This is a genomic window from Streptomyces alfalfae, assembly GCF_004127445.1.
GTDB classification, from domain to species: domain Bacteria; phylum Actinomycetota; class Actinomycetes; order Streptomycetales; family Streptomycetaceae; genus Streptomyces; species Streptomyces alfalfae.
The window spans coordinates 56,405-76,649 of sequence record NZ_QEXM01000001.1 but is presented as its reverse complement, the minus strand read 5'-3'; the positions used below and the strand labels follow the sequence as shown (position 1 = coordinate 76,649).

Sequence of the window (20,245 nt, the reverse complement as noted above, 5' to 3'; positions counted from 1 at the left end):
AAGCTGGTTGCATTCGGGTCATCGAGTTCGTCGTGAAGGGGCGGTTACGGGTGAGTGCGTCGGGCACGGCCGCGGGCGACGGGGCCTCCCCTGGTCGAGCCGATTCGAGGCCGTGGGGACAGATCGACCAGCTGCTGCGCCAGGTGACGCCGGGGCGTTACGACGCGTACGAGGCGCTGCTGCACGCGCTCGCCGCCGACCAGGTGTGGATGCTGCTCTGGCACGGCCAGGCGGGCTCGCCCGACGCGCAGTACGGAAACATGGAGGTCGACGGCCTCGGTTACGCACCGTGTGTGACCTCCGCCCAGGAGCTGTCGGCCAGTGGCTGGAACCGAAGCCACGAGGTGGTGCGCGGCATCGACGTCGCCCGCACCCTCTACCCCGACCTCTACGGCCTCTGGCTCAACCCGCACGCGCCCGGCGGCGGCGTCGGCGTCCCGTGGCTCGATCTGCGCCGCATCGCGTGCGGCCTCGACCTGCTGCCCGCGGGCCCGCTCAGGCTGACCGAGCCGGCCATCGAGATCCCGCAGTTCTACGCCCTGCTGACGCAGAACGCGCACCGCACGCCCGCCGTGCGCTCGCTGCGCAGGGCGTGGGTGCAGCCGGCCCTCGGGGCGCCGTATCTGGCCATCGGCCTCGATGTGTACGACACGTCGCCGCCGTCGGTCGACGCGGTGCGCGCGATGATGCGGCAGTCCATCGCCGCGGTCCCCGACGGGCTCCCCGTGTCGACCGTCGCGATGTCCGACGACTACGACCCGGTGGCGATGTGGCTGCGGGCCAACACCCGCCCGTTCTACGACCGCGAGGCCCAGGCCGCACCGGCGCCCGCGGGCGGTTACGGCTACCCGGCGCCGTACTGACCGTTACTGAACAGCACGAACGGACACGATGTCCGTTCTGGTGTGACAGGGGCCCTATGGGCTCCCGTGGTGCTTTGAGACTCAACTGCCCCGTGTTCGCACCCCGTTCACACGCGTCCGCATAACGGAACACCTCGAACAGCATCACGGTTGCGCATCCATTCACCTTCAAGGCTGGTAACAGATCGCGACGTGGATGAAGACTCCCGCTCCAGGGGCCTTCGCCCCTATGTACGACGGACTGATCACGTCGCTACAGCGGCAAGTGCGGGCCGGCCACCGCCGGTTGAGAGGGGTCCCTGCCACGATGACGGCACCATTGCATGACACACCTGCGGACGCGGACCCGACCGAGGACGTCGCTCCCGCAGTTGGTGCAGGGGTGAAGAAGGTCGAGGGTCGGTCCCTCAAGCAGATCGCCTGGAACCGCCTGAAGCGGGACAAGGTCGCCCTCGCGGGCGGCATCACCGTGGTTTTCCTGGTCTTGGTCGCTGTTTTCGCGCCCCTGATCGTGGGCCTGCTGGGCCACCCGCCCAACGACTTCCACCAAGACAAGCTCGACGAGCTGACCAACCTGCCCAAGGGCGCGCTCGGCGGTGTGAGCAGCGACTTCCTCTTCGGAGTGGAGCCCAACAAGGGCCGCGACGTCTTCAGCCGCATCGTCTACGGCGCCCGCATCTCGCTCCTCGTGGCGTTCCTCGCGGCCATCGTCGCCGTGGCGCTCGGCACCCTCTTCGGCATCATCGCCGGCTACTTCGGCGGCTGGGTCGACGCCTTCATCAGCCGCGTGATGGACGTGCTGCTCTCGTTCCCGCAGCTGCTCTTCATCATCTCCCTGGTCTCCGTCCTCCCCGACGACCTGCTCGGCCTGACCGGCACGAGCGTGCGCGTCGCGATCCTGGTCCTGGTCATCGGCTTCTTCGGCTGGCCGTACGTCGGACGCATCGTCAGGGGCCAGACCCTTTCGCTCCGTGAGCGCGAGTACGTCGAAGCGGCCCGCAGCCTCGGCGGCGGCAAGCGCCACATCCTCTTCCGTGAGCTGCTGCCCAACCTGGTCGCGCCGATCACCGTCTACGCGACGCTGATGATCCCGACCAACATCCTCACGGAGGCGGCCCTGAGCTTCCTCGGCGCCGGTGTGAAGCCGCCGACGGCCTCCTGGGGCGGCATGCTGCGCGACGCGCTCGAGACCTATGAGCACGACCCGATGTTCATGGTCTTCCCCGGCGTGACGATCTTCATCACCGTGCTGGCCTTCAACCTCTTCGGCGACGGGCTGCGGGACGCGCTCGACCCGAAGGGGACGCGTTAGAAGTCCCCGACCGACTTGCCCCTGCCGCATGTCAGGTGGCTCTACCCATGGTTCTCAGGCAGCAGATGGCCAGGGACCGCGAATCTCGGAGGTTACGAGAAAATGCCCACAGTTTCCTCGAAACGACGGCTCACCGCTGGTGCGGCCCTCGTGGTCGCGGCGCTGGTGACCACCACGGCGTGCGGCGGCGGTGACGGTGACGGAGACGGTGACTCGAAGGGTGCCGGCTACAACGCCGCGCTGAACAAGGTCGCCAACCCCTCGAAGAAGAAGGGGGGCACGCTGAGGATGGTCGGCAAGCAGGACCTCGACTCGGCCGACCCCCAGCGCGCGTACTACGGCATGACGTGGGACTTCATGCGCTTCTACACGCGTCAGCTCGTCACGTACGACACCAAGCCGGGCAAGGCGGGGACCAAGCTGGTCCCGGACCTCGCCACCTCCACGGCGAAGATCTCCAAGGACGGCAAGACCTACACGTACAAGCTGCGTGACGGTCTGACCTGGGAGGACGGCTCCAAGCTGACCTCCAAGGACGTCAAGTACGGCATCGAGCGCATCTGGGCGACGGACACCATCACCGGCGGCCCGGGCTACATCAAGCAGACGCTCGACCCCAAGGGCAAGTACAAGGGCCCGTACAAGGACACCTCGAAGGAGGGTCTGGCCGCGATCGAGACGCCCGACGACCAGACCATCGTCTTCAAGCTGCCCAAGCGCAACGGTGACTTCGAGCAGTTCCTCGCCATGCCCACCGGTTCCCCGGTGAAGAAGGAGAAGGACACCAAGGCGAAGTACACCCAGCGGCCGTTCTCCGCGGGCCCGTACAAGTTCCAGACGTACAAGGCCGGCAAGAAGATCGTCCTGGTCCGCAACGACAAGTGGAAGAAGTCCTCGGACCCGGTCCGCGCGGCGCTGCCCGACAAGATCGACGTGACGATCTCCGCCAACCTGGAGGAGAACGACAAGAAGTTGATGGCGGGCGACTACGACCTCGACATCAACGGCACGGGCATGACCCAGTCCGGCCGCGTCACCGCCGTGTCGGACCACCGTGACAGCGTCGACAACATGCACACGTCCTTCGTGCGCTACGTCGCCCTGATCCACACGGCGAAGCCCCTCGACGACGTCCACTGCCGCAAGGCCGTCTTCTACGCCACCGACTTCGCGAGCCTCCAGCAGACGCGCGGCGGCAAGGTCGCGGCCGGCGACATCGCCAACAGCACCTTCCCGAAGGCGATCCCGGGCTACAGCGAGTACGACCCGTACGGCGTCCTGGAGCGCAAGGGCAAGCCGGACATCGCCAAGGCCAAGGACGAGCTGAAGCAGTGCGGCAAGCCGAACGGCTTCTCCACCAAGCTGACCGCCCGCAACAACAACCCGGGTGAGGTCGACGCCGCCGAGGCGCTCCAGGCGCAGCTGAAGAAGGCCGGCATCAACGTCGAGGTCGACGCCCTCGACGGCGCCGACACCTCCAGCATCACCGGCTCGCCCTCGGTCGTGAAGAAGCGCGGCTACGGCATGACGATGAGCGGCTGGGGCCCGGACTTCCCGTCCGGCCAGGGCTACGCGCAGCCGCTGTTCGACAGCCGCTTCCTGAACCCGACCGGTAACTACAACGAGTCGCAGATCAAGGACAAGAAGGTCGACGGCCTCTTCGACAAGGCGATCGCGGAGACCGACCCGGTCAAGGCGGGCGAGGTCTACAAGGAGCTCGACAAGAGGATCCTCGACAACGCCGACTGGATGCCCTTCCTGTACGAGAAGAACATCACCTGGCGCGGACCGCGGCTGACCAACGCCTACATGTCCGACGGCTACAACGGCCGTTACGACTACGTCTCCCTCGGCGTCGTGAAGTAAAAGCTCCCGCAGTACCCGTAGTTGGCAGTACCCGTAGTTGAACGAACACCGCCGCCGAATCCCGCCAGTCCGAAGGGCAGGTGATGGCCCCGGGCGGTGGCCGGAACCCCTCACAAGGGGGTTCCGGCCACCGCCGGGCCGCGCACAGTGCTTGCTTATCTCATCCGGCGCCTGATCGCCGTAATCATCATGGTGCTGGTCGTACTGCTCGCGACCTTCACCGTCTTCTTCATGCTGCCCAAGTGGGCGGGACAGGACATCGCCGTCCTCTTCGCCGGCAAGGCCACCGGAGCCGAGCAGATCGAGGGCATCCGGACCAAACTGGGACTCAGCGACCCGCTGCTCGTCCAGTTCTGGGACTTCATCAAGGGCATCCCGATGGGGCGCGACTACGCCAACGGCAGCGACGTCACGCACTGCCCGGCGCCCTGCTTCGGCTACTCCTTCCGCACCGAGGCCCCCGTCTGGGAGACCCTCAAGGAAGCGCTGCCCGTCACCGGCGCCCTCGCCGCCGGAGCCTGTGTGCTCTGGCTCGCGGGCGGTGTCGCCACCGGCGTCGTCTCCGCGCTGCGCCGCGGCACCATCTGGGACCGCGCCGCCATGACCACCGCCCTCGGCGGTGTCTCGCTCCCCGTCTTCTTCACCGGCATGATCGCGATGGGCGTCTTCGTCCACAACCTCGGCTGGGTGAAGATCGCGGACAGCCTCAGCACCGACGACTCGATCGACGTCTGGTTCCAGACGCTGATCCTGCCGTGGATCGTGCTCGCCTTCCTCAACGCCGCGATGTACGCCCGCCTGACCCGCGCCACCATGCTGGAAGTGCTGGGCGAGGACTACATCCGCACCGCGCGCGCCAAGGGCCTCACCGAGGGCGTCGTCATCCGGAAGCACGCGCTGCGTTCCGCGATGACCCCGATCCTCACCGTCTTCGGCCTCGACCTCGGCGTCCTGATGGGCGGCGCCGTGCTCACCGAGTCCACGTTCAACCTGCCGGGCCTCGGCCTGGAGGCGGTCAGGGCCATCAGCAGCAAGGACCTGCCCGTCATCCTCGGCGTCACCCTGTGCGCGGCGCTCGCGATCGCCGTGGCCAACCTCGTCGTCGACCTTATGTACGCCGTCATCGACCCGCGAGTGAGGCTGGGATGACCGAACTGTCCAAGAGCGGAGCCGCGGTGGGCGAGCCCGTCGCCGACTCCGCCGCTCCCTCCGCCTTCCTCGAGGTGCGCGACCTCAAGGTGCACTTCCCGACCGACGACGGCCTGGTCAAGTCCGTCGACGGCCTCAACTTCTCGCTGGAGAAGGGCAAGACCCTCGGCATCGTGGGCGAGTCCGGGTCCGGCAAGTCGGTCACCTCGCTCGGCATCCTCGGCCTGCACACCGCGGGCCAGTACGGCTCCCGCAGGGCGCAGATCTCCGGCGAGATCTGGCTGAACGGCCAGGAGCTGCTGAGCGCCGATCCCGTCGCCGTACGCAAGCTGCGCGGGCGCGAGATGGCGATGATCTTCCAGGACCCGCTCTCCGCGCTGCACCCGTACTACTCCATCGGCAAGCAGATCACCGAGGCGTACCGGGTCCACAACGACGTCGACAAGAAGACCGCCCGCAAGCGCGCCGTCGAGATGCTCGACCGCGTGGGCATCCCGCAGCCGGACAAGCGGGTGGACTCCTACCCGCACGAGTTCTCCGGCGGCATGCGCCAGCGCGCGATGATCGCCATGGCACTCGTCAACAACCCCGAGCTGCTCATCGCGGACGAGCCGACCACCGCCCTCGACGTCACCGTCCAGGCGCAGATCCTCGACCTCATCCGGGACCTGCAGAAGGAGTTCGGCTCCGCCGTCATCATGATCACGCACGACCTCGGCGTCGTCGCGGAGATGGCCGACGAGCTCCTGGTGATGTACGGCGGCCGGTGCGTGGAGCGCGGCCCCGCGGAGAAGGTCTTCTACGAGCCCCAGCACCCCTACACCTGGGGTCTGCTCGGCTCGATGCCCCGCATCGACCGCGAGGAGACCGATCGGCTCATCCCGGTCAAGGGTTCCCCGCCCAGCCTGATCAACCTGCCGAGCGGCTGCGCCTTCAACCCGCGCTGCCCCTACGCGGACGTCCCCAAGGACCAGATCACGCGCCGTGAGCGTCCCGAACTGAGTCTTGTGGCCGACGGGCACTACTCCGCCTGCCACATGTCGCAGGGCGAGCGCACCCGGATCTGGACCGAAGAGATTGCGCCGAAGCTGTGAAAGATGCCGCGAAGGACCAGCAGGACCCGAAGGACCCGAAAGACACCGCGAAGGGCCAGGAGATGACGATCCCGGCGCAGACGAAGACGCAGCCCAAGAGCTCCCCGGAGCCGCTGCTCAAGGTCGACGGCCTGGTGAAGCACTTCCCCATCAAGAAGGGGCTGCTCCAGCGGCAGGTCGCGGCCGTGCAGGCGGTCGACGGCCTCACCTTCGACGTACGCCCCGGTGAGACGCTCGGCGTGGTCGGCGAGTCGGGCTGCGGCAAGTCGACGATGGGCCGGCTCATCACCCGGCTCCTGGAGCCGACCGGCGGCCGTGTCGAGTTCGAGGGCACGGACATCACACATCTGAACACCAGTGGCATGCGCCCGCTGCGCCGCGACGTCCAGATGATCTTCCAGGACCCGTACTCGTCGCTGAACCCGCGGCACACGATCGGCACGATCGTCGGCGCGCCCTTCAAGCTCCAGGGCGTCAAGCCCGAGGGCGGCGTGAAGAAGACCGTGCAGGAGATGCTGGAGCGCGTCGGGCTCAACCCGGAGCACTACAACCGCTACCCGCACGAGTTCTCCGGCGGCCAGCGCCAGCGCATCGGCATCGCGCGGGCGCTCGCCCTGCGGCCCAAGCTGGTGGTGGCGGACGAGCCGGTATCGGCCCTGGACGTCTCCATCCAGGCCCAGGTCGTCAACCTCCTGGACGACCTCCAGGACGAGCTCGGTCTCACGTACGTGATCATCGCGCACGACCTGTCGGTCATCCGGCACGTCTCCGACCGCATCGCGGTGATGTACCTCGGCAAGATCGTGGAGCTGGCGGACCGCAAGGACCTCTACTCCACGCCGATGCACCCGTACACCAAGGCGCTGCTCTCCGCCGTGCCGGTGCCGGACCCCAAGCGGCGCGGCCTCAAGAGCGAGCGCATCCTGCTCCGCGGTGACGTCCCCTCGCCGATCGACCCGCCCACCGGCTGCCGCTTCCACACGCGGTGCTGGAAGGCGACGGAGATCTGCAAGACCAAGGAGCCGCCGCTGGCCACGCTCGCCACGGGGCACCAGGTGGCGTGCCACCACCCGGAGAACGCCGAGGACCAGGCGCCCGAGGACACCAAGCTGCTCTCGGTCGCCAAGGAGGCGATCGAGGTGGTGTCGGTGACCGCCAAGGCGGAGGAGCCGGAGGCGGCGGCGAAGCCGGAGCCCGCCGCCGAGGCCGAGCCGGCTCCCGCGAAGGCCGAGCCCGCCGCCAAGGCCGAGCCGGCTCCCGCGAAGGCCGAGCCCGCCGCCGAGGCCGAGCCCGCTCCCGCCAAGGACGCCGTCACGAAGGACAAGGGCGAGAAGTCGACCGACGGCTGAGGCGGCGTGACCCGGGCGCCGTAGGGGCCCCGGGTCGTGTGCATGCCCTGACGGGAGAGTGCGGGAGTCCGCGTGTCCGCTCCGGCGGACATCCCCCTTCGGAACGCGTTCCGAAGGGGGAGACCCCTGGCACTCTCCCGTTCGGCGCGTCCGGGCGCGCTCACCGCCGCCGCGACGGAGGGCGGGCCGAGGGCGGCGGAGGGGGCCCGGCGTCCTCGGGTGACAATGGCGCGTGCTCCTGGATCTGTTCACCCCCACCGTGCAGCACGCGCTCGACATCGTGGGGATCTTCGTCTTCGCGATCTCCGGCGCGCTGCTCGCCGTGCGCAAGAACTTCGACGTCTTCGGCATCGCCGTGCTCGCCGAGGTCACCGCGCTCGGCGGCGGGCTCTTCCGCGATCTGGTCATCGGGGCGGTCCCGCCGGCCGCCTTCACCGACCTCGGCTACTTCATCACCCCCCTTTTCGCGGCCCTCCTGGTCTTCTTCCTCCACCCCGAGGTGGAGCGCACCCAGCTCGCGGTGAACGTCTTCGACGCCGCCGGGCTCGGCCTGTTCTGCGTCACCGGCACGACCAAGGCGTACGACTACGGCCTCGGCCTCACCGCGTCGGCCGCCCTCGGGCTGATGACCGCGGTGGGCGGCGGCGTGCTGCGCGACATCATCGCCAACGAGGTGCCCTCGCTGGTGCGCTGGGACCGCGACCTGTACGCCGTACCCGCGATCGTCGGCGCCACGATGGTCGCCCTCTGCATCCACTACGAGCAGCTCACGGGCCTGACCACCTCGATCGCCATCCTGACGGCGTTCACGCTCCGGCTCCTCGCGATGCGCTACCACTGGCGGGCCCCGCGCGCCTGGAACCGCCGCTCGACGGCGGTCGAGGCGGACGCGGAGGAGACGCCGTAACCGGGCAGGGGATCCCGGCCAGGGGAAAGCTACCGCTCAGTAATCACATGTTGTACGTTGCTGCCATGGCAACGGCAGCATCAATTCCCGCAGTGGTCCCCGCGAGCATCGGCGACAGCGAGTTCGACCGCGACACCGCGGTCACCCGGCGCGAGCCCGGCGTGTACGACATCGACCTGTCGGCCGGGTGGACGATCATCAGCGCCGTCAACGGCGGCTACCTCCTGGCCGTCATCGGCCGCGCGCTCGCCGACGCCCTGCCGCACGCCGACCCGTTCACCATCTCCGCGCACTACCTCACCGCGTCGAGCCCCGGCCCCGCCGTGATCCGCACGGACGTGGTGCGCGCCGGGCGCACGCTCTCCACCGGGCAGGCCTCCCTCTTCCAGTACGACGACGAGGGCCGCGAGATCGAACGCATCCGCGTACTCGCCTCGTACGGCGACCTCGGCGCGCTGCCCGACGACGTCCGCACCACCGCCGAGCCGCCCGCGATCCCGCCGCTCGACCAGTGCTTCGGCGCGCAGGACGCCCCCGGCGACCGCCCCGTCCCCGGCAGCTCGGCCATCGCCGACCGGCTGTTCCTCAAGCTGGACCCCGCCACGCTCGGCTGGGCCCTGGGGCAGCCCTCGGGGAAGGGCGAGATGCGGGCCTGGCTCGGCCTCGCGGACGGCCGGGACGCGGACCCGCTCTCGCTGCTGCTCGCGGTGGACGCGCTGCCGCCGACCGCGTTCGAGATGGGCCTGACCGGCTGGGTGCCGACCGTGGAACTCACGGTGCACGTCCGCCACCGCCCGGCCCCCGGGCCGCTGCGCGTCGCGATCACCACGCGCAACCTCGCGGGCGGCTTCCTGGAGGAGGACGCGGAGGTCTGGGACAGCGAGGACCGCCTGGTCGCCCAGTCGCGGCAGCTGGCACGGGTCCGGCTCGGCTAGCGGCTCCGGCTCTCCCGGAGGAAGCCGAGCAGCTCCCCGGTGAGCTCGGCGGGCGCGTCCTCCTGGACGAGGTGCCCCGCGCCCTCGATCAGGCGCAGCTCGGCGCCGGGGACGAGCCGCGCGAGCTCCTCGCCCTTGGCCGCGGGGATCCAGGTGTCCTGGGCGCCCCAGCAGATCAGCACGGGCAGCCGCAGCTCGCCGTACCGGCCCTGGATCTCGTCGGTGAACCGCTGGTCGTTCTGCTCGATCTGCCGGTAGAAGGCGGGCCTGCCCTCCTCGGTGCACCAGGGCTCCACCAGGCGGTCCAGCACCGCGGGGTGCAGCCCCCGGTGGCTCGCCGACCCCACGTACGTGCGCACGAGCGCCTCGTGCAGTGCGGGCGGGAGCTGCGCGAAGACCCCGGCGTTGGCGCCGAGGAGGCGGTAGGTGGCCGTGCCCCAGGGGGCGAGGGCGACCGGGTCGACGAGGGCGAGGCGTTCGTAGCGGGCGCCGTGCAGCAGGTGGGCGCGCAGCGCGACGCATCCGCCGAAGTCGTGCGCCACGACGGCGGGCCGGTCCAGGCCCCAGTGGCCGAGGAGTTCGGCGAAGATCCGGCCCTGCGCGGCGAGCGAGACGTCCTGCCCGTCCCGCATCTCCGAGGAGCCGTATCCGGCCAGATCCCAGACGTGCACGCGGTGCTCGCCAGCGAGTGCGCGGGCGACGCCCCGCCAGACGTACGACGAGAAGGGCGTGCCGTGGACGAGGACCACGGGCGGGGCGTCGGCGGGGCCGAGAGCCGCCCAGCGGACGGTGCCCGCCGAGCCGGCGAAGGTGCGATCGAGGGTCCAGGTGTCGCGTGCGGTGGTCATGGGCGTAGAAGGTAGTCATCCCCTCGCCGACTGGTCACCCCTTACGTCCGGTCCCCCTTGCGGCGGGTCGGGCTGACGGCGGTCGCCCCTCACGGGGTCGCCGGGCGTTCGTCCAGCCAGTGGCGGCGGCCCAGGCTGACGAGGCGGAGCTGCCGGCGCGCCGTGACCGTCACCCGCGCGGCGGCCTCGGGGTCGCCCTCGGCCTCCATCAGCGCCGACGCCGTCATCACCATGTGGTCGACGTACATCCCGGCGAGCATCAGCAAGTCGTCCTCGGCCCAGCCCGCCGCCTCGGGCTCGCGGGCGAACTGCTCCTTCACCTCCTGCGCGAACAGCGCGAGCTGCCCCCGGATCGCGGCCCGCACCGGCTGCACGCCGCCGTGCTGCTCACGGGCGATGAAGCGGACGTGCGCGGGGTGGGCGCGGACGTAGGCGGCGATCAGTTCGACGGTGGCCGCTATGCGCTCCTCGCCGTCGTCGTCGCCCGCGCGCTCGCCGGTCGCGGCGAGCAGGGCGGTGAGCGCGGTGTGCAGGCTGTTGAGCGCCTCCTCGACGAGGGCCACGCCCAGATCGGCCGTGTCGCGGAAGTGCCGGTAGAAGGCGGTCGGAGCCACGCCCACGGCGCGGGTCACCTCACGCAGCCCCAGGCTGCTGAGGCTCTGCTCGGCCAGGAGCTGGAGCGCGGCGTCGAGGAGTGCCTGCCGTGTCTTCTGTTTCTGTGCCTGCCGGACGCCGGGAGTGTGACTCATGCCATGCAGTTAACAACTGTTCTCCGAGTTTGGAAAGCGCGGGAGCGAGTACCCTGGAATTGAGTGAACAGTTGTTGCCACAACCGTTCACCGGACGGACCGCTTCCGTCCACACCGCATCGGTTCAACGAATCGAGAGGGATCTCATGCTCTTCCTTGTCGCCGCCCTCCTCCTGCTGGGTGTCGCCATGGGTTCCGTGGCCCACGCCCCGCTGCCGGTCACCCTGGTCGCCGCCGCCGTCATCGGCGTCTGGCTCGTGATCTTCGCGATCCGCGAGCGCAGCCGCGCGCGCCACCACTGAGCCGGGGCGCCACCGCAGATCCGCACTCCACCTCCGTCCGTCAGGAGTCGAACCATGCAGCTCACCGCCGACCGCACGCACGCCGACCACAGCGACCGCGCGAACCCTGACCGCGCCGGGACCGACCGGGCCGAGACCGATCGCGCCGACACGGGCCGGACCGAGGGTGTCGGGGCCGCTCCGGCGGCCGAGGCGGGGGCCGGTCCCGAGCGGGCCCAGCGGCCCACCGGCCGGCGGGACACCGACGGCATGGCCGTCGCCTCCTTCGTCCTCGGCCTGGTCGGACTGCTCGTCCTGAACCTCTTCCTCGGCCCCGCCGCGATCGTCCTCGCGAGCATGGCCCTGTGGCGCGGCACCGCCCGCAGGGGGCGCGCGCTGCTCGGCCTCGGCCTCGGTGTGGCCGACCTGATCGTCCTCGCCTCGCTGGTCGCGATGGACGGCACCGTGTCCTGGAGCATCGCCGGCTGACCGCGGGGGGCACCGGGTGCCGCACGGCTCGTAGAATCGTGCCCACCATGGCCTACCTCGACCACGCAGCGACCACTCCGATGCTCCCGGAGGCGATCGCGGCGATGACCGCGCAGATCGCCGTCACCGGCAACGCCTCCTCGCTGCACGCGGCGGGGCGGCGGGCGCGACGCACCGTCGAGGAGGCCCGCGAGACCCTCGCCGAGTCGCTCGGCGCCCGGCCCAGCGAGGTGGTCTTCACCTCCGGCGGCACCGAGGCCGACAACCTCGCGGTGAAGGGCCTGTACTGGGCCCGGCGCGACGCCGAGCCCGCCCGCAGGCGCGTCCTCGCGAGCCCCGTCGAACACCACGCCGTCCTCGACGCCGTCCACTGGCTCGGCGAGCACGAGGGCGCCACCGTCGAGTACCTCCCCGTCGACGCGCACGGCCGGGTCCACCCCGGCGCGCTGCGCGAGGCGATCGAGCGGAACCCCGACGACGTGGCCCTCGCCACGGTCATGTGGGCCAACAACGAGATCGGCACCATCCAGCCGGTCCGCGAACTCGCCGACGTCGCCGCGGAGTTCGGCGTTCCCCTGCACGCCGACGCCGTCCAGGCCTACGGCCAGATCCCCGTCGACTTCGCCGCGTCCGGCCTCGCCGCGGCGACCGTCTCCGGACACAAGATCGGCGGTCCGTACGGGATCGGGGCGCTGCTGCTCGCCCGTGAGCACAGCCCCGTGCCCGTGCTGCACGGCGGCGGCCAGGAGCGGCACGTGCGCTCGGGGACGCTGGACGTGCCCGCCATCGCCGCGTTCGCCGTGGCGGGGGAGTACGCCGCCGAGCACCGGGCGCGGTTCGCCGCCGAGATCGGAGCTCTGCGCGACGACCTCGTGACCGCGGTCCGCTCCGCCGTCCCCGAGGCGATCCTCGGCGGCGACCCCGCGCCCGGCGGCCGGCTTCCCGCCAACGCGCACTTCACCTTCCCCGGCTGCGAGGGCGACTCCCTTCTGCTGCTGCTCGACGCCCAGGGCATCGAGTGCTCCACGGGCTCGGCGTGCACGGCGGGCGTGGCCCAGCCCAGCCACGTCCTGCTCGCCACGGGCACCGACCCCGACCTGGCGCGCGGCACCCTCCGCTTCTCCCTCGGCCACACGTCGACGAAGGCGGACGTCGACGCGGTCGCCGCGGCGATCGGCCCGGCGGTGGACCGGGCAAGAACAGCGGGCCTGAGCTAGAGCCACGACGCGGGGCGCGCCCCAGGGCCCGCGAGGGCGGGGGGCATGACCCAGGGCCCGCGAGGCGGGAGCGTGACTCAGGGGTCGCAACGCCAGGCGTGGGCTCTATGCTGCGAGGCCGGGCCTGCGCCGGGCCCGCGAAGCCGGGCTGCGGCGGGCGCTAGGCCTTCTTCGTGCGGGCCGGTTCCGGCCGGTCCCGTGCCTCGCGCACCAGGCGTATGTACCGGTCCCAGTCCCAGTGGGGCCCCGGGTCCGTGTGGTCCGTGCCCGGCACCTCCACGTGCCCGACGATGTGCTCCCGGTCCACCGGGAAGTCATACCGCCTGCATATGCCGGCGGTGAGCCGCGCCGAAGCCGCGTACATCGCGTCCGTGAACGAGGACTTCTGGTCCACGAAGCCCTCGTGCTCGATGCCGATGCTCCGTTCGTTCCAGCTTCTGTTGCCCGCGTGGAACGCCACGTCCAGCTCGCGGATCATCTGCGCGATGTGTCCGTCCTTACGGATCACATAGTGCGCGGCGGCGCCGTGGCTCGGGTCCTTGAAGACACGCAGGGCCGTGTCATAGCCGCCTTGGACCACGTGGATCACCACGCGGTCGATGGCGTAGTCGTCGGGGCGGTCGGCGCGCCGCCAGTTGTCGTCCGACGCCGCGGTCCACTGGACGCCCCTGGCGTCGACCTCGCCCTCCTTGCGCCCCTTGTCCACACCGGGCACGCGCCACCACAGCCGGCCCAGCTCGTCCTTGGCGAGCAGCGCGCTGCCCGTGACCGCCGCGGCGCCGCCGATCAGCAGGGTGCGCCGGTCGATCCCGCCGCGCCCCGGCTTCTTTCCGCCATCGGTTTCTGCCCCCATGTGATCGTCAACGCTTACTCATGGGCATCCGGTTCCCGAAGCCCCGTACTCTGTTGAAGCTATGACTTTGACCGAGACCCCGCAGCGCCCAGAGCCCTCCCCGCGCCCCCTCCGTGTCCTGGCCGCCATGTCCGGAGGCGTGGACTCCGCCGTCGCCGCCGCCCGTGCCGCCGAGGCCGGCCACGACGTGACGGGAGTGCACCTCGCGCTCTCGGCGAACCCGCAGTCGTTCCGCACGGGCGCGCGCGGCTGCTGCACGATCGAGGACTCGCGCGACGCCCGCCGCGCCGCGGACGTCATCGGCATCCCGTTCTACGTGTGGGACCTCGCCGAGCGGTTCCGCGAGGACGTCGTCGAGGACTTCGTGGCCGAGTACGAGGCGGGGCGCACCCCGAACCCGTGCCTGCGCTGCAACGAGAAGATCAAGTTCGCCGCGCTGCTCGACAAGGCCCTCGCCCTCGGCTTCGACGCGGTCGTCACCGGCCACTACGCCAAGGTGATCGTGAAGGAGGACGGCACGCGCGAACTGCACCGCGCCTCCGACATGGCCAAGGACCAGAGCTACGTCCTCGGGGTCCTCGACGACCGCCAGCTCGCCCACGCGATGTTCCCCCTCGGTGACACGCTCACCACCAAGGAGGAGATCCGCGCGGAGGCCGAGCAGCGCGGTCTGGCCGTCGCCAAGAAGCCGGACAGCCACGACATCTGCTTCATCGCCGACGGCGACACCCAGGGCTTCCTCGCCGCCCGCCTCGGCAAGGCCGAGGGCGAAATCGTGGACGAGTCCGGGGCGGTCGTCGGCACCCACGAAGGGGCGTACGGCTACACGATCGGCCAGCGCAAGGGCCTCCGGATCGGCACGCCCGCCCCCGACGGCAAGCCACGCTACGTCCTGGACATCTCCCCGGTGGACAACACCGTGACCGTCGGCCCGGCCGCGGCCCTGGACGTGACCGGCCTGACCGCGATCAAGCCCCGCTGGTGCGGCGCCGCCCCGACCGGCCCCGGCACGTACACGGCCCAGCTCCGGGCCCACGGCGGCGAGACGGAGGTGACGGCCGACCTGGTCGACGGCGCCCTGCACGTCTCCTTCACCGAGCCGGTCCGCGGCGTGGCCCCCGGCCAGGCGATCGTCCTGTACGACGGCACGCGCGTGGTCGGCTCGGCCACGATCGCGACGACGGAACGGGTGACGGCGGGGGTGTGACCCGCGCGGGTCCCGGAAGCGGGGATCGCGGAAGAACAGCGCCGGCACGCCGTGCCGGCGGGACTCGTCCGCGATGACCGTGCTCGCGGCGGGGCGTCCGCCTAGCGCCCCGGCTCGGTGACCTCCGCGTCGTAGAAGCAGAAGTGGTCCTTGATCTCCGCCACGTCCGGCTTCGGCTCCCGGTAGGCCCAGACGGTGTCGGCCGCGCCGGGGAGCGACCAGTAGGAAGCCGTCCCCTTGAACGGGCAGTGCGTGGTGGTGTCCGACGGGGTCAGCAGGTCGGTGCGGACGTCCTCCGGGGGGAGGTAGTACCGCACCGGGTAGCCCGTCTCGCGCAGCAGCAGCGGGCGTCCGCTCTCCGCCACGACCTGCCCGTCGTGCACCACGCGTACGTGCTGGGCGCCCCGCTCGACGCTGATCCGATGTCCCGCGGTCATGACTCGGCCCTCCTCGGTGAGTGCTGTCGGAGTCGGACCGTACCGTGGTCCCATGGATATCTGCGTCTTCCTCTCCGCCGCCGACCTCGACGACCGCTACACCCGCCCGGCCCGCCAGTTCGCCGAGCTGCTCGGCAAGGGCGGCCACACGCTGGTCTGGGGCGGTTCCGAGAGCGGCCTGATGAAGGTCGTGGCCGATGGCGTGGAGAAGGCGGGAGGGCGGCTCGTCGGCGTCTCCGTGGACTTCCTCGCCGCCAAGGCCAGGGCGGTCTCGGAGCCCCACGAGATGGTGATCGCGCGTGACCTCGCCGAGCGCAAGGCGCTGCTCCTGGCCAAGGCCGACGCGATCGTGATCATGGTGGGCGGCACCGGCACGCTCGACGAGGCCACGGAGATCCTGGAGCTGAAGAAGCACGGCAAGCACACCAAGCCGGTCGTCCTGCTGAACTCCGAGGGCTTCTACGACGGCCTGAAGGAGCAGTTCCGGCGCATGGAGGACGAGGGATTCCTGCCCCTGCCGCTGACCGACCTGGTCTTCTTCGCCGAGGAGCCCGTGGGCGCACTGGCCTACCTGGAGGAATCACAAGGCACCCGGTGATGCGAGCATGGCGGGTATGGCAACACATGTGATCACCGGGGCGGGCTCCGGCATCGGCGCGGCCGTCGCCCGCCGTCTGCACACACGCGGCGACGACCTCGTCCTGCACGCACGGGACGCGGGCCGCGCCAAGGAGCTCGCCGCCGAGTTCCCCGGCGCGAGGACCCTCGTCGGCGACCTCTCCGACCCCGACAAGCTCTCCTGGGCCTTCGGCCACCAGTCGCTGCCCGAGCGGGTGGACTCCCTGCTGCACATCGCGGGCGTCGTCGACCTCGGCCCGGTCGGCGAACTCACCCCCAAGACCTGGCGCCACCAGCTCAACGTCAATCTCATCGCCCCCGCCGAGCTGACCCGCCACCTCCTGCCCCAACTGCGGCTCGCGCAGGGGCACGTGGTCTTCGTCAACTCGGGCGCCGGTCTGAAGGCGGGCCCCGAGTGGTCGGCCTACGCGGCCTCCAAGCACGGCCTGAAGGCCCTCGCCGACTCCCTGCGCCAGGAGGAACACGGCAACGGCGTCCGGGTCACCTCCGTCTACCCCGGCCGCACGGCGAGCGCCATGCAGGTCAAGGTCCACCAGCAGGAGGGCAAGGAGTACGACGCCTCGCGCTGGATCGACCCCGAGTCGGTCGCCACGACGATCGTCATGGCCCTCGACCTGCCGCGCGACGCGGAGGTCAACGACCTGACGGTGCGGCCCGGACGATGACCGCGCACACCTGGGGCCCGGCGACCGGCGTCGGGTCCATGCCGGGCGGCGACGCCCGTGAGGCCGCCAAGACCGTCGCCGGCAGCTTCGACGGGCCCGGGCAGGGCATCCCGTACCTCGCCGAGCTGCCCGCGCGCGGCCCCGGCGCCGACATGATCGGCCGCACCGCGGGCCTGCTCGTCGACCTGTACGCGCGCGTGGAGCCCAGCGGCTGGCGGATCGGCGACCGGCCGGGCCGGGACACCCGGCGGGCCAGGGCCTGGCTCGGCGAGGACCTCGACGCCCTGGAGGAGTTCACCCAGGGGTACGAGGGCCCGCTGAAGGTCCAGGCCGTCGGGCCCTGGACGCTCGCCGCCGCGCTCGAACTCAGGAACGGCGAGGCGGCGCTCTCCGACCCCGGCGCCTGCCGCGACCTCGCGGGTTCCCTCGCCGAAGGCCTGCGCGGGCACCTCGCCGACGTACGCCGCAGGGTGCCGGGCGCCCAGGTGGTGCTCCAGCTCGACGAGCCCTCGCTCATCGCCGTGCTGCGCGGGCGGATCAAGACGGCGAGCGAGTACCGCACCCACCGGGCCGTGGACCGGCAGGTCGTGGAGAGCACCCTGCGGGACGTCCTCGCCGTCCAGGGGGAGGGGCCGAAAGTCGTCCACTCCTGCGCCCCCGACGTCCCCTTCGCCCTCCTGCGCCGCGCCGGGGCCGATGCGATCTCCTGCGACTTCTCCCTGCTCACCGAGCGTGACGACGAGGCGATCGGCGAGGCGGTCGAGGCCGGCACGCGGTTCCTCGCCGGCGTCGTGCCGGGCGTGGACGGCCGATTGTCAGACCCTGCCGGTAGCGTCATGGGTGTCAGGACGTTGTGGCGCAGGTTGGGGCTGGATCCGGGATCGCTCGCGGAGTCGGTCGTGATCACCCCGTCGTGCGGACTCGCGGGGGCTTCTCCCGCGTACGCACGCGAGGTGCTCGCCCACTGCGTCAGGGCGGCGAGATCACTCGCGGACAACCCTGAGTAATTGGGTATGACGTAACGGGAGGACGAAACGGTGGCTGTCGAACAGCAAGGCTCTGTGCCCGCCGAGGCACGGGATCAGCACGCCCAGCTGGCCGAACAGATCGAGGAGCACCGCTTCCGGTACTACGTGAAGGACCAGCCGGTCGTCAGCGACGCGGAGTTCGACAAGCTGCTGCGCTCCCTGGAGGCCCTGGAGGAGGAGCACCCGGAGCTCCGGACGCCCGACTCGCCCACCCAGAAGGTCTCCGGGTCGTACGAGACGGAGTTCACGGCGGTCGAGCACCGCGAGCGCATGCTCTCCCTCGACAACGCCTTCGACGACGAGGAGCTCGCCGCCTGGGCCGACCGTGTCGCCAAGGACGTGGGCGCGCCGGGGTACCACTTCCTGTGCGAGCTGAAGATCGACGGCCTCGCGGTCAATCTGACGTACGAGAACGGCCGGCTGACCCGCGCCGCCACCCGCGGCGACGGCCGCACCGGCGAGGACATCACGCCGAACGTCCGTACGATCGCGGACATCCCGGAACGCCTTGAGGGCGATCGCGTCCCCGCCCTGGTGGAGATCCGCGGCGAGGTCTTCTTCCCGATGGAGAAGTTCGAGGAGCTGAACGCCCGCCTGGTCGAGGCGGGTGACAAGCCCTTCGCCAACCCGCGCAACGCGGCGGCGGGTTCGCTGCGCCAGAAGGACCCGCGCGTCACCGCGACCCGCCCGCTGCACATGGTCGTGCACGGCATCGGCGCCCGCGAGGGCTTCGACATCGACTGCCTCAGCCACGCCTATGACCTGCTGCGCGAGTGGGGCCTGCCCACCGCCAAGCACAACAAGGTCGTCGACGGCCTCCAGGGCGTCCGGGACTTCATCGCGTACTTCGGGGAGCACCGCCACTCCGTGGAGCACGAGATCGACGGCGTCGTCGTCAAGCTCGACGAGATCCCGCTCCAGGGCCGCCTCGGCTCCACCTCGCGCGCCCCGCGCTGGGCCATCGCCTGGAAGTACGCGCCCGAGGAGGTCAACACCAAGCTGGTCAACATCCGCGTGGGCGTCGGCCGCACCGGGCGCGTCACGCCGTACGCCCAGGTCGAGCCGGTCACCGTGGCGGGCTCGGAGGTCGAGTTCGCGACCCTGCACAACCAGGAGGTGGTGAAGAAGAAGGGCGTCTTCATCGGCGACACGGTCGTGATCCGCAAGGCCGGTGACGTCATCCCGGAGATCCTCGGCCCCGTCGCGGACCTGCGGGACGGCACCGAGCGGGAGTTCGTGATGCCCGCCGAGTGCCCCGAGTGCGGGACGGCGCTGCGGCCCATGAAGGAGGGCGACATCGACCTCCGCTGCCCCAACGCCCGCACGTGCCCCGCCCAGTTGCGTGAGCGCCTCTTCTACCTCGCGGGGCGCAAGTCCCTCGACATCGAGAACTTCGGCTATGTCGCCGCGGCGGCGCTCACCCGCCCCCTGGAGCCCGCCGAGCCGCCGATCCTCGACGAGGGCGACATCTTCGACCTGAAGGTCGAGGAGCTGCTCCCCATCAAGTCCCACGTCCTGGACCAGGACTCGGGCCTGCCCAAGCGCGACCCCAAGACGGGCGAGGAGAAGGTGGTCACCTTCTTCGCCAACCAGAAGGGCGAGGCCAAGAAGAACACCCTCGCCATGCTGGAGAACATCGAGGCGGCCAAGGACCGCCCGCTCGCCCGCGTCCTCACGGGCCTCTCCATCCGCCACGTCGGCCCGGTGGCCGCCGAGGCGCTGGCCCGCGAGTTCCGCTCCATCGACCGCATCGAACAGGCCACCGAGCAGGAGCTGTCCGAGACCAACGGCGTGGGACCGGTCATCGCGGCCTCCCTCAAGCAGTGGTTCGCCGAGGAGTGGCACCGAGAGATCCTCCGCAAGTGGCGTGCGGCCGGGGTGCGCATGGAGGAGGAGTCGGGCGGCGAGGACGAGGGGCCGCGGCCGCTGGAGGGCCTGACGGTGGTCGTGACCGGGACGCTCGAACACCACACGCGCGACGGCGCGAAAGAGGCGCTGCAGAGCAGGGGCGCCAAGGTGACCGGTTCCGTTTCCAAGAAGACCTCCTTCGTCGTCGTGGGGGAGAACCCGGGTTCGAAGTACGACAAGGCCATGCAGGTGAAGGTTCCGGTTCTCGACGAGGCCGGCTTCGCCGTCCTGCTGGAACAAGGACCGGACGCGGCAAGGGAAGTCGCGCTTCCGACCGAGGAGTAGCGGTTGAAGGCCACCCGTTCGGCGCATACCAGATGCATAAGGGTGGCCGGGTCGCATTCGGGCAACCGTGGTCGACCGCTGCCCGTGGAAGCCTTCTGCGGCCTACTGTTGAGATGTGCGCCTGCCGTGCCCCGCCGCGAACGGGGTATCTCCTGCTCATCACA

Annotated in this window: 19 protein-coding genes and 1 pseudogene; 16 read left to right on the top strand and 4 right to left on the bottom strand. The window is 70.7% G+C overall.

The features are described from left to right. Positions 1-50 precede the first annotated feature (50 nt). The 8 genes from DCW30_RS00335 to DCW30_RS00300 all read left to right on the top strand — a co-directional run bounded on the left by DCW30_RS00335 (position 51) and on the right by DCW30_RS00300 (position 9,475). Positions 51-863: an enhanced serine sensitivity protein SseB C-terminal domain-containing protein gene (locus DCW30_RS00335; protein WP_079249992.1), complete on the top strand. Its 813-nt coding sequence runs from the start codon at positions 51-53 to the stop codon at positions 861-863. A 307-nt stretch (positions 864-1,170) separates the two neighbouring features. Continuing rightward, positions 1,171-2,175, top strand: coding sequence for an ABC transporter permease (locus DCW30_RS00330; protein ID WP_062771245.1), 1,005 nt, complete (start codon positions 1,171-1,173; stop codon positions 2,173-2,175). Positions 2,176-2,277: 102 nt separating this feature from the next. Next, complete coding sequence (locus tag DCW30_RS00325; protein ID WP_076684371.1) at positions 2,278-4,041, top strand: ABC transporter substrate-binding protein; 1,764 nt, start codon at positions 2,278-2,280, stop codon at positions 4,039-4,041. Between the two features lie 147 nt (positions 4,042-4,188). After that, positions 4,189-5,190 carry an ABC transporter permease gene (locus DCW30_RS00320; protein ID WP_076684370.1) on the top strand — a complete coding sequence of 334 codons (1,002 nt, stop codon included), beginning with the start codon at positions 4,189-4,191 and terminating at the stop codon, positions 5,188-5,190. Next, a complete protein-coding gene (locus DCW30_RS00315) occupies positions 5,187-6,284 on the top strand; it encodes an ABC transporter ATP-binding protein (protein WP_062771247.1) in 1,098 nt (365 codons plus the stop codon). Before DCW30_RS00320 ends, DCW30_RS00315 begins: the two co-directional genes overlap by 4 nt. Before the next feature lie 62 nt (positions 6,285-6,346). Beyond that, positions 6,347-7,633: an ABC transporter ATP-binding protein gene (locus DCW30_RS00310; protein WP_076688865.1), complete on the top strand. Its 1,287-nt coding sequence runs from the start codon at positions 6,347-6,349 to the stop codon at positions 7,631-7,633. Between the two features lie 232 nt (positions 7,634-7,865). After that, positions 7,866-8,540 carry a trimeric intracellular cation channel family protein gene (locus DCW30_RS00305; protein WP_062771248.1) on the top strand — a complete coding sequence of 225 codons (675 nt, stop codon included), beginning with the start codon at positions 7,866-7,868 and terminating at the stop codon, positions 8,538-8,540. Positions 8,541-8,605: 65 nt separating this feature from the next. Then, on the top strand, positions 8,606-9,475 hold the full coding sequence (locus tag DCW30_RS00300) for a thioesterase family protein (RefSeq protein WP_076684369.1): 870 nt from the start codon (positions 8,606-8,608) through the stop codon (positions 9,473-9,475). Here the strand turns inward: DCW30_RS00300 and DCW30_RS00295 are convergent. Next, positions 9,472-10,323: an alpha/beta fold hydrolase gene (locus tag DCW30_RS00295; protein WP_076684368.1), complete on the bottom strand. Its 852-nt coding sequence runs from the start codon at positions 10,321-10,323 to the stop codon at positions 9,472-9,474. The two genes, DCW30_RS00300 and DCW30_RS00295, sit on opposite strands and share 4 nt — an antisense overlap. An 89-nt stretch (positions 10,324-10,412) precedes the next feature. After that, positions 10,413-11,072 carry a TetR family transcriptional regulator gene (locus DCW30_RS00290; RefSeq protein WP_076684367.1) on the bottom strand — a complete coding sequence of 220 codons (660 nt, stop codon included), beginning with the start codon at positions 11,070-11,072 and terminating at the stop codon, positions 10,413-10,415. A gap of 146 nt (positions 11,073-11,218) precedes the next feature. Between DCW30_RS00290 and DCW30_RS36470 the strand changes: the two genes are divergently transcribed. The 3 genes and pseudogenes from DCW30_RS36470 to DCW30_RS00280 all read left to right on the top strand — a co-directional run bounded on the left by DCW30_RS36470 (position 11,219) and on the right by DCW30_RS00280 (position 13,059). Continuing rightward, positions 11,219-11,374, top strand: a complete 156-nt coding sequence (locus DCW30_RS36470) for a hypothetical protein (protein ID WP_162933562.1) — start codon at positions 11,219-11,221, stop codon at positions 11,372-11,374. Between the two features lie 213 nt (positions 11,375-11,587). Continuing rightward, a pseudogene (locus DCW30_RS00285) lies at positions 11,588-11,842 on the top strand (hypothetical protein); the annotation flags it as partial. 47 nt (positions 11,843-11,889) lie between these two features. Continuing rightward, a complete protein-coding gene (locus DCW30_RS00280; protein ID WP_076684366.1) occupies positions 11,890-13,059 on the top strand; it encodes a cysteine desulfurase family protein in 1,170 nt (389 codons plus the stop codon). 160 nt (positions 13,060-13,219) lie between these two features. Here DCW30_RS00280 and DCW30_RS00275 read toward each other — a convergent pair whose 3' ends face one another. Further along, positions 13,220-13,912: an N-acetylmuramoyl-L-alanine amidase gene (locus tag DCW30_RS00275; protein ID WP_076684365.1), complete on the bottom strand. Its 693-nt coding sequence runs from the start codon at positions 13,910-13,912 to the stop codon at positions 13,220-13,222. A 67-nt stretch (positions 13,913-13,979) separates the two neighbouring features. Between DCW30_RS00275 and mnmA the strand changes: the two genes are divergently transcribed. Then, positions 13,980-15,119, top strand: a complete 1,140-nt coding sequence (mnmA, locus tag DCW30_RS00270; protein WP_076684364.1) for a tRNA 2-thiouridine(34) synthase MnmA — start codon at positions 13,980-13,982, stop codon at positions 15,117-15,119. A 101-nt stretch (positions 15,120-15,220) separates the two neighbouring features. On the opposite strand, the gene DCW30_RS00265 is transcribed toward mnmA, so the two are convergent. Further along, a complete protein-coding gene (locus DCW30_RS00265; protein ID WP_062771255.1) occupies positions 15,221-15,556 on the bottom strand; it encodes a DUF427 domain-containing protein in 336 nt (111 codons plus the stop codon). Positions 15,557-15,608: 52 nt separating this feature from the next. Here DCW30_RS00265 and DCW30_RS00260 point away from each other — a divergent pair, with 52 nt between their 5' ends. The 4 genes from DCW30_RS00260 to ligA are packed head-to-tail and all read left to right on the top strand — an operon-like array spanning position 15,609 to position 20,081. Next, complete coding sequence (locus DCW30_RS00260) at positions 15,609-16,154, top strand: LOG family protein (protein ID WP_076684363.1); 546 nt, start codon at positions 15,609-15,611, stop codon at positions 16,152-16,154. A 7-nt stretch (positions 16,155-16,161) separates the two neighbouring features. Next, entirely contained in the window at positions 16,162-16,860 is a 699-nt protein-coding gene (locus tag DCW30_RS00255) for an SDR family oxidoreductase (protein WP_062771257.1), read from the top strand. Continuing rightward, positions 16,857-17,867 (top strand): methionine synthase, encoded by a 1,011-nt coding sequence (locus DCW30_RS00250; RefSeq protein ID WP_076684362.1) that lies wholly within the window; start codon positions 16,857-16,859, stop codon positions 17,865-17,867. Before DCW30_RS00255 ends, DCW30_RS00250 begins: the two co-directional genes overlap by 4 nt. Before the next feature lie 30 nt (positions 17,868-17,897). Continuing rightward, complete coding sequence (gene ligA / locus DCW30_RS00245) at positions 17,898-20,081, top strand: NAD-dependent DNA ligase LigA (RefSeq protein WP_076684361.1); 2,184 nt, start codon at positions 17,898-17,900, stop codon at positions 20,079-20,081. Positions 20,082-20,245 lie beyond the last annotated feature (164 nt).

Bases quoted from the DNA above. Each gene is read 5' to 3' on its own strand.
- DCW30_RS00330 (WP_062771245.1), top strand. From the start codon at position 1,171: ATGACGGCACCATTGCATGACACACCTGCGGACGCGGACCCGACCGAG.
- DCW30_RS00325 (WP_076684371.1), top strand. From the start codon at position 2,278: ATGCCCACAGTTTCCTCGAAACGACGGCTCACCGCTGGTGCGGCCCTC.
- DCW30_RS00315 (WP_062771247.1), top strand. From the start codon at position 5,187: ATGACCGAACTGTCCAAGAGCGGAGCCGCGGTGGGCGAGCCCGTCGCC.
- DCW30_RS00310 (WP_076688865.1), top strand. From the start codon at position 6,347: ATGACGATCCCGGCGCAGACGAAGACGCAGCCCAAGAGCTCCCCGGAG.
- DCW30_RS00300 (WP_076684369.1), top strand. From the start codon at position 8,606: ATGGCAACGGCAGCATCAATTCCCGCAGTGGTCCCCGCGAGCATCGGC.
- DCW30_RS00295 (WP_076684368.1), bottom strand. From the start codon at position 10,323: ATGACCACCGCACGCGACACCTGGACCCTCGATCGCACCTTCGCCGGC.
- DCW30_RS00290 (WP_076684367.1), bottom strand. From the start codon at position 11,072: ATGAGTCACACTCCCGGCGTCCGGCAGGCACAGAAACAGAAGACACGG.
- DCW30_RS36470 (WP_162933562.1), top strand. From the start codon at position 11,219: ATGCTCTTCCTTGTCGCCGCCCTCCTCCTGCTGGGTGTCGCCATGGGT.
- DCW30_RS00280 (WP_076684366.1), top strand. From the start codon at position 11,890: ATGGCCTACCTCGACCACGCAGCGACCACTCCGATGCTCCCGGAGGCG.
- DCW30_RS00275 (WP_076684365.1), bottom strand. From the start codon at position 13,912: ATGGGGGCAGAAACCGATGGCGGAAAGAAGCCGGGGCGCGGCGGGATC.
- DCW30_RS00265 (WP_062771255.1), bottom strand. From the start codon at position 15,556: ATGACCGCGGGACATCGGATCAGCGTCGAGCGGGGCGCCCAGCACGTA.
- DCW30_RS00260 (WP_076684363.1), top strand. From the start codon at position 15,609: ATGGATATCTGCGTCTTCCTCTCCGCCGCCGACCTCGACGACCGCTAC.
- DCW30_RS00255 (WP_062771257.1), top strand. From the start codon at position 16,162: ATGGCGGGTATGGCAACACATGTGATCACCGGGGCGGGCTCCGGCATC.
- DCW30_RS00250 (WP_076684362.1), top strand. From the start codon at position 16,857: ATGACCGCGCACACCTGGGGCCCGGCGACCGGCGTCGGGTCCATGCCG.